General features: G+C 70.0%; 10 protein-coding genes. 4 read left to right on the top strand and 6 right to left on the bottom strand.

Annotated elements, in window-relative coordinates; translation table 11 throughout:
• Positions 1–7 precede the first annotated feature (7 nt).
• The 6 genes from ABT130_RS38710 to ABT130_RS38735 all read right to left on the bottom strand — a co-directional run bounded on the left by ABT130_RS38710 (position 8) and on the right by ABT130_RS38735 (position 4,366).
• Positions 8–541 (bottom strand): hypothetical protein, encoded by a 534-nt coding sequence (locus ABT130_RS38710; RefSeq protein ID WP_350964211.1) that lies wholly within the window; start codon positions 539–541, stop codon positions 8–10.
• A gap of 12 nt (positions 542–553) precedes the next feature.
• The gene (locus ABT130_RS38715) at positions 554–784 is read right to left on the bottom strand and encodes a helix-turn-helix transcriptional regulator (protein ID WP_350925919.1); all 231 of its coding nucleotides are present in this window, start codon (positions 782–784) and stop codon (positions 554–556) included.
• Between the two features lie 20 nt (positions 785–804).
• A complete protein-coding gene (locus ABT130_RS38720; RefSeq protein WP_350964214.1) occupies positions 805–945 on the bottom strand; it encodes a hypothetical protein in 141 nt (46 codons plus the stop codon).
• 196 nt (positions 946–1,141) lie between these two features.
• Complete coding sequence (locus tag ABT130_RS38725) at positions 1,142–2,380, bottom strand: cytochrome P450 (protein WP_350964217.1); 1,239 nt, start codon at positions 2,378–2,380, stop codon at positions 1,142–1,144.
• Positions 2,381–2,579: 199 nt separating this feature from the next.
• Positions 2,580–3,233 carry a nitroreductase family protein gene (locus ABT130_RS38730; protein WP_350964219.1) on the bottom strand — a complete coding sequence of 218 codons (654 nt, stop codon included), beginning with the start codon at positions 3,231–3,233 and terminating at the stop codon, positions 2,580–2,582.
• Positions 3,233–4,366 carry a CaiB/BaiF CoA transferase family protein gene (locus tag ABT130_RS38735; RefSeq protein ID WP_350964221.1) on the bottom strand — a complete coding sequence of 378 codons (1,134 nt, stop codon included), beginning with the start codon at positions 4,364–4,366 and terminating at the stop codon, positions 3,233–3,235. Before ABT130_RS38735 ends, ABT130_RS38730 begins: the two co-directional genes overlap by 1 nt.
• A 204-nt stretch (positions 4,367–4,570) precedes the next feature.
• On the opposite strand from ABT130_RS38735, the gene ABT130_RS38740 reads away from it, so the two are divergent.
• From ABT130_RS38740 to ABT130_RS38755, 4 genes are all read left to right on the top strand, one after another.
• On the top strand, positions 4,571–6,220 hold the full coding sequence (locus ABT130_RS38740) for a serine/threonine-protein kinase (protein WP_350964224.1): 1,650 nt from the start codon (positions 4,571–4,573) through the stop codon (positions 6,218–6,220).
• Between the two features lies 1 nt (position 6,221).
• Positions 6,222–7,202 (top strand): NAD(P)-dependent oxidoreductase, encoded by a 981-nt coding sequence (locus tag ABT130_RS38745; protein ID WP_350964227.1) that lies wholly within the window; start codon positions 6,222–6,224, stop codon positions 7,200–7,202.
• Between the two features lie 110 nt (positions 7,203–7,312).
• Positions 7,313–8,671: an FAD-binding oxidoreductase gene (locus ABT130_RS38750; protein ID WP_350925905.1), complete on the top strand. Its 1,359-nt coding sequence runs from the start codon at positions 7,313–7,315 to the stop codon at positions 8,669–8,671.
• A 14-nt stretch (positions 8,672–8,685) separates the two neighbouring features.
• Positions 8,686–9,945 carry a class I SAM-dependent methyltransferase gene (locus tag ABT130_RS38755; protein ID WP_350925903.1) on the top strand — a complete coding sequence of 420 codons (1,260 nt, stop codon included), beginning with the start codon at positions 8,686–8,688 and terminating at the stop codon, positions 9,943–9,945.
• Positions 9,946–10,404: the final 459 nt, after the last annotated feature.

Consider the following 10,404-nt stretch of genomic DNA (forward strand, 5'->3'; position numbering starts at 1 on the left):
GGCGGGTTCAGTCGTCGTCGTTCGGCGGGTCGGGCAGCCGCCAGCCGGAGATGATCAGTGGCAGTACGAAGTGCGTCAGGAACAGTGCGATCGTCACGGAGACGAGCGCGTCCCATGGCAGGGAGTGGTCGCGGCCCCGGGCGATGCCCACCCCGATGGCGACGGCGGCGAGCGCGACCAGGATGCCGGTCGTGACGCGGTGGGCGATGGCGACCGTCCGCAGGCGCTCGCCCACCTGACGCTCGTCCAGGTCGCGCTCGCGCAACTCGACGACACCACGGGTGGCGACGTTGAGCAGGCTGACGGCCGGTAGGTAGACGACCGTCGCGATCGCCAGCAGGGCGAGGCCGGCCAGGGCGCCCCTGTCGTCCCGGGGAACGGCCCAGGAGATGGCCGCGTCCACCCACAGCAGCGATATCGCGAGGACCACCGCCGAGGCGAGCAGCCGCCTGCGGCCCCGGGTGGCGTACCAGCCGGGCAGGTAGTCGCGCTGCATGATCTCAACGCGGGTCGGGAGCTTGCCTTTTTTCTGGGTGTTCATCACTCCACCTGACTAGTTGCTGCCGAGCCGCGGGAACGGCTTGAGGGAGAAGACGACTTCCAGCGGCACCTCGAAGTGTTCGGCGATGCGCAGGGCGAGGAACAGGCTGGGGCTGTATTCGCCGCGCTCCAGGTAGCCGATCGTCTGGTAGTGGACCCCCAGTGCGGCGGCCAGATCCTTGCGCGAGATCCCGCGCTCGGCTCTCAGCACCGAGATCCGGTTGTACACGTCCTCCGAAGGCATTCGGGCGGGTCTCCCGGCGCTCAGGAGACCCGCCCGGCCGATGGCCGGGCCTGGTCGTGGGGGACGAGGGGCTCGTTCCGGAGTCGCGGATCGACGCCCCGCGCCACCTCGGTCGCCTCGCACGCCGCCTGTGGTTTCTGACCGTTCGGTGCAGTACTCATGTGTGCGAATGTAGTACACCTACTACATTTGAATCAACACCTACGACGAAAAGCGGCACGTCTATGGCAGACGTGCCGCTGGTGAGGTGGCCGAGCCGATCGGAAGACGGGGGGCGGGTCGGGCCGGTGGGCGGGGAGGCGCGTTCAGCGGGGTTTCAGGACGGCTGGGAAGGAGACGACCACCGGGGGCGCGCGTTCAGCGAGGTTCCAGGACGATCGGGAAGGAGGTGACCCCCCGGACGAAGGCGTTGGGCAGGATGCGCGGGCCCCGCTCGTCCGCCCGGGCGGCCGAACCGATCCGGCGGACGAACTCCTCGAAGAAGATCCGCAGTTCCAGCCGGGCCAGTGCCGCCCCCAGGCAGAAGTGGGTGCCGAGACCGAAGGCGATGTGGCCGCCACCGGGACGGGTCACATCGAAGACGTCCGGGTCCGTGAAGACCGAGGGGTCCCGGTTGGCGGAGCCGTACATCAGCAGGACCTGACCGCCCGCGGGGATCCGCCGGCCGTGCAGGACCGTGTCGCGGGTGGCGCTCCGGCACATGTTGAGGATCGGGGTGGTCCAGCGGATGAACTCCTCGACGGCGTTTCCGATCAGCGAGGGGTCCTCGCGCAGCATCCGCCACTGCTCGGGGTGGTCGATCAGCGCGCCGATGGCGGTGGCGATGACGGTCCTGGTGGTCTCGGCGCCGCCGTCGAGCAGCAGCAGCGCCTCGTTGGCCAGGTGGTCGTCGTCGTAGCCGGCCTCCCGGCTCCAGATCGACGTCAGATCGTCGCGCGGGCAGCCGCGCCGCTCGGCGGCCAGTTCCAGGACGGCGGTGGCGAACTCCCCGGCGGCGACGGCGGCCTCATGAGTGACATAGCGCAGGCCGCCCCCGGCCGCGACCGTCGTCTCCGACCAGTGCACCAGCTCCGGCCAGCGTTCCTCGGGGAAGCCGAGCAGCCAGCCGATCATCCGGCCCGGCAGCGGCGCGGCCAGCGCGGGCACGGCGTCCACGGCGCGCCTCTCCAGCGCCTCGTCGATGAGTTCGGTGACGACGGCGCGTATCCGGCCGGCGTACCGCTCCGCCACGTGGCGCGGGGTGAAGCGCCGGTAGACCAGGCGTCGGCGTTCGGCGTGTTCCGGGTCGTCCATCCCGATCATCGACGGGTCGCTGGGGAGCTGTGGCCGGTAGCCGCCCGCGTTGGACCACAGTTTCGGATCGCGCTCGATCGCCGAGATGTCGGCGTGCCGGGAGACGCCCCACAGCGCGTTCTCCGCGTCGTGATAGACCGGCGCGTGCTCGCGCAGCCAGGCGTACACCGGTCCGGGGTCGCCGGCGTACATGTCGCCGTCGAGCAGGTCGATCCCGGCGGCACCGGGTGACTCGGGAGACGCGGGCGCCGCCGCGACGCGGCGCCCGATCTCCTGGCCCACCTCTGAGAACGGGCTGGTCATCGAAGATCCCTCCCGAGCCCTTCGAGGCGTCCCGGGAGGGAGGCGGGGCCACCGGCGCCCGCCGCGGTGTGAATGGCGTGATCAAGCATGGTCAGCTCCGGAACATCGGGTGATTGTGCCGAGCCGCCCGATCGGTCGCGCCAACGCGTCCGGGCGAGGTCGTGCCGTCGTCGGATGGGCGGCCCCGCGCCGCCGGGGCTCAGTCCGCCGGCCTCCACAGGGGTTCGGAAATCTCGAAGCCCACGTCCTGGCCCCATTGGTTGCGGTAGCTCACCTCGTGCACCGGGCGGCGGGGCGCGACGCCCCATCGTCCGGTCGGGTAGCCGAAGGTGACCGTGGCGGCCAGGGCCCAGCCCTTGCCCTCGGGCACGCCGAGCACCCGCAGCGTCTCCTCCGCGTGAAAGAGGCCGAGCACGCTGGTCAGCGCGCTGCCCACGCCGTGGGCGCGGGCGGCCAGCTGCGCGTTCCACACCGCGGGGAAGATCGAGCCGCCGGACGGGTCGTTGCGGTTGAACGCGAACAGGAGCAGCGGGTAGCCCTCGAAGTGGTCGGCCAGGTGCTTCGCCGAGTTCAGGACGTTGAGCGTCCGGGTGTCGCCCTCGGCCTCGGCTCTCTCCCGCATCGGACGGTAGTGGCCCTCGAAGAGCTGTCCGAGCGCGTTCCGGTAGAGCGGCCCGAGCCGCTCCTTCACCGCGAGGTCGTCGACCAGCAGGAAGCGCCAGCTCTGTACGTTGCCGCCGCTGGGCGCGCGGACCGCGGCGTCCAGGATGCTCCGCTGGACCTCCTCGGGGATCGGGTCCGGCTTGACCCGGCGCATCGCCCTGGTCGTGTAGAGAGCCTCGAAGACGTCCATCAGGCCAGCACCCCCGCTTCGCGCAGTTCCGCCGCGGCCTCGTCGGACAGGCCCCAGGAGGTCAGATCCGCCAGCCGGGTGGCGGGGGAGAGGTCCTGCTCCGCCACGCCGAGCAGGCGCGGCGCGGGGGCGGGCTGCCGGACGCCGCCGACCTCGACGAACGTGCCCCTGGCCTTGTTGTGCGGATACTCGGCGGCCTCGCCCACCTCCAGGACGGGGGAGACGCACGCGTCGGAGCCGTCGAAGACCGCCTCCCACTCGGCGCGGGTCCTTGATCGGAAGGCCTCGGCCAGCCGCTCGCGAAGCGCGGGCCACTGCTTCCTGTCGTTGCGGTCGGGCAGGTCCTCAAGCCCCATCAGTTTGACCATCTCCGCCCAGAACTGCGGTTCCAACGGGCCGACGGCCAGGTGTTTGCCGTCGGAGGTTTCGTAGGTGTCGTACATCGGCGCGCCGGTGTCGAGCAGGTTCGTGCCGCGCGGGCCCCAGAAGCCGGTCTGCACCCCGTGGTAGAACATCGCGAACAACGTCGCCGCGCCGTCCACCATGGCGGCGTCGATCACCCGGCCCTCACCGGTCCGCTCCCGCTCGATCAGCGCGAGCAGCACGCCGTACGCGAGCATGAGGCCGCCCCCGGCGAAGTCGCCGAGGATGTTGATCGGCGGGGTGGGGCGCTCGCCGTCGCGGCCGAGCATCGACAGCACGCCGGAGACGGCGATGTAGTCGATGTCGTGCCCGGCGGTCGGCGCGAGCGGGCCGTTCTGGCCCCAGCCGGTCATCCGCCCGTAGACCAGGCGCGGGTTGATCGCGTGCAGGTCGTCGGGGCCGATGCCGAGGCGTTCGGCGACCCCGGGCCGGAAGACCTCGATGACCACGTCGGCATGGCGGGCCAGTTCCTTGAACGCGGCCACCCCCTCGGGGGACTTCAGATCCAGGCCGACCGTTCTCTTGCCCCGGTCCATCACGTCGGCGCGTGGGCTGTCGCCCGCCTTGGCGACGACGCTCGCGCGCTCGACGCGCAGCACCTCGGCCCCATGGTCGGCGAGCATCATCCCGGCGAACGGCCCGGGGGCCAGCCCCGCCAGTTCGAGCACGCGGACTCCGGCCAGCGGGCCCTTCCTGGTCACGCGCTCCATCGATATTCTCCTCGGATGCGGTATCGACTCTAGTCCGGTACGGCGCACACAAGCAAGCGCTTGGTGTGGCGTGCGGCCGTTCCCTCCGCCCAAGTAGAACAACATTCGGCTTTCCGTGGCAAGACACATCGCGATGAGTCATGTGGTGCCCGCGCGCGTATGGGAAACTTGCGCCTTCGCCGAATGGGACCTAGGGGTTTTGCGATGACATATCCGCACAGTGAACGGGTGGTCGCTGGGCGCTATCGACTGCTGCGGGAGCTCGGCAGGGGCGGCATGGGCGTCGTCTGGGAGGGCTACGACACCCTCCTCAACCGCTCGGTCGCCGTCAAGGAGGTGCTCCTGCCGCCCAACCTCTCCCCGGCCGAGCACCAGCTCCAGCTGACCCGTACCTCCCGCGAGGCCAGGACCGCGGCCCGGCTCAACCACCGGGGCATCGTGGCGATCTACGACGTGGCGGAGCAGGACGGTCGTCCCTGGATCATCATGGAGCTGGTCAGGGCCCGCGGGCTGGACGAGGTCGGTCTACTGCCGGTGCGCCAGGCCGCCGACATCGGCCGTCAGGTCCTCTCGGCCCTGCGCGCGGCACACGAGGCCGGGATCCTGCACCGCGACGTCAAGCCCAGCAACATCCTGCTGGAGGCCGACGGCCGCGCGGTGCTCTCCGACTTCGGCATCGCCACCATCGAGGGCGACACCTCGCTGACCCAGACCGGCATGGTGACGGGCTCGCCGAGCTTCCTGCCGCCCGAGCGCGCCACCGGCACCGACGCGGGCCCCTGGTCCGACCTGTGGGCACTCGGCGCCACCCTCTACGCGGCACTGGTCGGGCACGGCCCCTTCGAACGCCGAGACGCCATCGCCACCCTCGGCGCGCTCCTCACCGAGGAGCCCGACTTCGGCAGGGTGCCCCTGGAGATGCGCGCGGTGCTCACCGGCATGCTCCAGCGCGAGCCCGCCCACCGGCTGACCGCCCAGCAGGCCGACGCCATGCTGGCGGAGGTCCTTGACGACCCGTCGGCCGCGGCCCGGCGCACCGGGGAGAGGGCGATCCACCGTACGGCACGGACCGCTGAGAATCCGCGCGGCGCCGGGGAGTGGGACAGGCGCGAGACCGAGACCTCGCCCGCGTCCGGCCGCCGGCGCGGTGCGGGGCGGCGCGGCGGCCGGATCCCACTGGTCCTGGCGGCCGTCGTGCTCCTGGCCGCCGGTGGCGCCGTCGCGGCCGTGGCGATGTCACAGCCGGAATCGCAGCCGGTGGCGCGCGCCGAGCCCGCCCCCGCGGAGGCGACGCCCGAACCGGTGGAGGAGACCAGGCCCCGGACGCCCACCCCGAGTCCCACCCCCACTCCCACCAGGACCAGAGCGGTGGTGCCCACCGGAGGGTTGAAGGTGTGGCGGGCCCGTCCGCCGGAGAACTGGTCCATCAGTTATCCGGCCGGCTGGAACGGCGACTGGGCGGCCGAGACGGGCTACACCCAGTGGCTGCGCAAGGACGGGGCCGCCCACCTGTCGGTGGAGGTGCTGGAGGCGAACGCCGACGGTCTGGCCTCCCTCCAGGAGATCGTCAAGGAGAACGTGGGCCAGTGGAGCGAGATCCACTCCGAGGACACGGCGAAGATCCCCCTGGCCTACGGCTCCGGACTTCAGTGGGAGTTCACCTGGAGCATGAAGGACAACGGCGGAGCCCCCTGGGCCACGGCCGGGGTGACCTACCACGAGGTGCAGCGTTTCATCGAGGTGGGCGATACGGTCATGCTGCTCAGCTGGACCACCCACGACGACGACTGGGATGCCCAGCGGTCCCTCATGAACCGGGTGTTCGGCAGTTTCCACCCCCGCGGAGGCGAGTGACATGACCTGGAAGGTGCTCGCGCTACCGCCGCTCCCCGAGGGGGCGGTGCGCAACCTGCTCGGCTCGCTGGGCGACCGGGTCGCGGTGTCGGTCCCCGCGGCCCGCGACCGGGAGTCGCTGCTCGCCGCGCTCGGCGAGGCCGAGATCGTGGTCGGTGACTGGAGCGGCGAGCTCGTCCTGGACGCCGAGGCGGTCAGGTCCGCCCCGAACCTGGCGTTCGTGCAGCAGCCGTCGGTGGGCGTGGACGGCCACGACCTCGCCGCGCTCGCCGAGGCCGGCGTGCCGCTGGCCAACACCGCGGGGGTGAGCGCGACAGGGGTGGCCGAGTGGTGCTTCGCGGCCGCGCTCGCACTGTCGCGGCGGCTGATGGAGGCCGACGCCGCGGTCCGCGCCGGCCGCTGGCCGCAGCTGGATCTCGGGCCCACCGAGCTGTACGGCTCGCGTGTCGGCATCGTCGGTTTCGGCCCGATCGGCGAGACCTGCGCGCGGATGTTCGCCGCCCACGGGTGCGAGGTCTCCTACTGGACGCGCACGCCGCGCGAGGTGCCCTACACCTACCGGGGGCTCGCCGAGCTGGTCGCGAGCTCCCAGGTCCTCGTCCTGGTCATCCCGCTGGTGGAGGGGACCAGGAGGCTGATCGACCCGTCCCTGATGCCCGCGGGCTCGCTGCTCGTCAACGCGGCCCGGGGGCAGGTGGTCGACTCGGCGGCGCTGCTGTCGGCCCTGGAGTCGGGGCACCTGGGCGGCGCCGCGCTCGACGTGTTCGACACCGAGCCGCTGCCGCCGGACGACCCGCTGCGGAGCAGTCCCAGGGTCCTGCTCTCACCGCATGTGGCGGGGGTGACCCCGCAGTCGACCGGCCGCCTGATCCGTTGCGTGCTGGACAACCTGGAGGCCGCGATCGACGGCCGCCCGGTGACGAACGTGGTCAACGGGGTTGATCCGGTGGTCGGACGCAGGTTCCTGGAAGGACAGTCGTAGAGTTTTCCAGTGTTTAACGCGCCCCGCCTGGCTCCGGAGACATCCGAGATATAACGTGCCTAGGGGCGATCTTTCCAACGATGGTCATGGGGGTGATTACCGTGCGACAGATGACAGAAATGTCAGCGCACCGGCAAGCGGTGGAGCAGATCAGGGATTCCTACGCCGCCATTCCCGGCGACGCGGTGCCCCGGCTCTCCAAGGCCACCACGAACCTGTTCCGCTTCAGAGAGGGCGCCCGGTCGGCGAAGCTTTCCGCCAGGGACCTGGACCAGGTCATCGCGGTCGATCCGGAGACGATGACCGCCGAGGTCCAGGGGATGACCACCTACGAGCACCTGGTGGACGCCACGCTCGCCCACGGGCTCATGCCGTACGTGGTGCCGCAGCTGAAGACGATCACGCTGGGCGGGGCGGTGACGGGGCTCGGCATCGAGTCCACCAGTTTCAGGGACGGGTTGCCGCACGAGTCGGTGGAGGAGCTGGAGATCCTCACCGGCGACGGAAGGATCGTCGTGGCCCGCGACGACAACGAGCACCGCGACCTGTTCCGGGCGTTCCCCAACTCCTACGGCACGCTTGGCTACGCCCTGCGGATCCGGATCAAGCTCAAGCCCGTCCAGCCGTACGTCAGGCTGACCCACATCCCGTTCGGGGACGCCGACAAGTGCATGCTCGCGATGCGCGAGATCTGTGACAGCGGCGAGTACGAGGGCGAGCGCGTCGACTTCGTGGACGGCACGTTCTTCGGTCCGGGCGAGCTCTACATCACCGTGGGACGCTTCGCCGAGCGTGCTCCGTACCTGTCCGACTACACCGGGATGCGCATCTACTACCGGTCGATCCAGACTAGGACCCGCGACTGGCTGACCGTCCGCGACTACCTGTGGCGCTGGGACACCGACTGGTTCTGGTGCTCGCGCGCCTTCGGCGTGCAGACCGCGCTGGTGCGCTCCCTGATGCCGCGTAAGTGGATGCGCTCGGACGTCTACCGCAAGCTTGTGGGCCTTGACCGCAAGTACGGGGTGATCGCCAGGATCGACCGCTGGCGCGACCTGCCGGTGCAGGAGTCGGTCATCCAGGACATCGAGGTGCCCGTCGAGCGCGGTGCCGAATTCCTGAGTTTCTTCCACGACAAGGTCGGGATGGCGCCGGTCTGGATGTGTCCGCTGAGGTCCACCGGCGAGTGGCCGCTCTATCCGCTGGAGCCCGGTCGGCTGTACGTCAATTTCGGCTTCTGGGGAACGGTCCCGTTGCCCAGGGGGCAGTTCGACGGTTACCACAACCGTCTCATCGAGAACCGGGTCCACGAACTGGACGGCCATAAATCGCTGTACTCCACCTCGTTCTACCCAGAGGATGAATTCTGGCGGTTTTATAACGGAACCGCCTATTGGCCGGTCAAGCGGGCATACGACGGGGGTGGCCGGTTGCTCGACCTCTACGACAAGTGTGTTCGGGGGCGTTAAGAGAGGCTGATTCTGTGTTGCTCGCAGAGATCTTCGAAAAGGTGATGGGCCCTGAGGCGGATGTACGCTTCGTCGCCTACGACGGAAGTAAGGCCGGTCCGGCCAGCTCCGACATCAGCGTCGAGGTGAAGACCCCGGCGGCCGTCGCGTACCTGGCACAGGCCCCCGGGGAGCTGGGACTGGCCAGGGCGTACGTGTCCGGCCACCTCGATGTCCAAGGGGACATGTACACGCTGCTCTCCCGGATGTGGTCGCTCACGATCAACGACCTCCCGGTCGGGCAGAAGCTCGCGGCCGTCAGAGCCCTCGGGGTCCGCCCGCTGCTCACCCGGATGCCGCCGCCTCCGCAGGAGGTACGGCGCAGCATGCTCGCCCGGATGGGCAGCAGGCACGCCAAGCAGCGCGACGCCGAGGCGATCCACCATCACTACGACGTCTCCAACAAGTTCTACTCGTGGGTGCTCGGCCCGTCCATGGCCTACACCTGCGCGGTCTTCCCCGAGCAGGAGTCCACCCTGGAGGAGGCGCAGCACGCCAAGTTCGAGCTGGTCGCCCGGAAGCTGGGCCTGAAGCCGGGGATGAGGCTGCTGGACGTCGGCTGCGGCTGGGGCGGCATGGTCATCCACGCCGCCCGTGAGTACGGGGTGAAGGCGCTGGGCGTCACCCTCTCGCGCCAGCAGGCCGAGTGGGCGCAGAAGGCCATCGCGGAGGCCGGTCTCGGCGAGCTCGCCGAGGTCCGTCACATGGACTACCGCGACGTGCCGGAGACGGGCTTCGACGCCGTCAGCTCGATCGGCCTGACCGAGCACATCGGCAAGGAGCAACTGCCCTTCTACTTCCGCTTCCTGTACGACAAGCTCGTCCCCGGCGGGCGGCTGCTCAACCACTGCATCACCCGGCCGACGGGCACCGAGAAGACCCTCAACGCCGGCGGCTTCATCAATCGCTACGTCTTCCCCGACGGGGAGCTGGAGTCGGTCGGCTACCTGGCCCGTCAGATCGAGGACACCGGTTTCGAGATCCGGCACGAGGAGAACCTGCGCGAGCACTACGCGCAGACCCTCCGCTACTGGTGCGCCAACCTCGACGAGCACTGGGACGAGGCGGTCCAGGAGGTCGGCGAGGGTACGGCACGGGTATGGCGCCTCTACATGGCGGCCTGCGTGGTCGGCTTCGAACGCAACAAGATCCAGCTCCACCAGGTTCTCGGGGTGAAGCTCAACGACGACGGCACGGCCGGCGTCCCGCTCCGCCCCTCGCTCGACTGGCCCTGACCTCCCGGGACACGCTCACGCGGGATCCCGCGCGGGAGACGCTCATATGGGATGTTCCTATACGAGAATCCGCGCGGGCCCTCACGCGGACGCGTTCACGCCGGACCGACGGCCCCCGTCGCGGATATCTCGCGGCGGGGGCCGTACGGCTTCGTGGCGTAGGACGAGGGATCGATGGCCTTCACCCGCCTGCTCGCCACGGAGGTCTCCGGGGAGCCGGCCGCCGTCGCCGAAGCCCACCTCGGAAACCGCCGGTCACCGGTTCGTCGACTGTTCCCCATCCTGGAACGGTCCGGCCTGCGGATTGCGAACGCAAATTCTTGCGTAGAAATGCCGCTAGATTTCACGAACGTTTCTGACTATTGCGGCGGCCAGCGTGACAATGCGGGTGCCGCACCCCGCGCAGAGGCGCACGCCATCGGGCAGGTCCAGGATGGACAGCGGGCCGCTCACCGGGAT

Origin of the sequence: Streptosporangium sp. NPDC001681 (genome assembly GCF_040298085.1) — a bacterium.
Taxonomy (GTDB): domain Bacteria; phylum Actinomycetota; class Actinomycetes; order Streptosporangiales; family Streptosporangiaceae; genus Streptosporangium.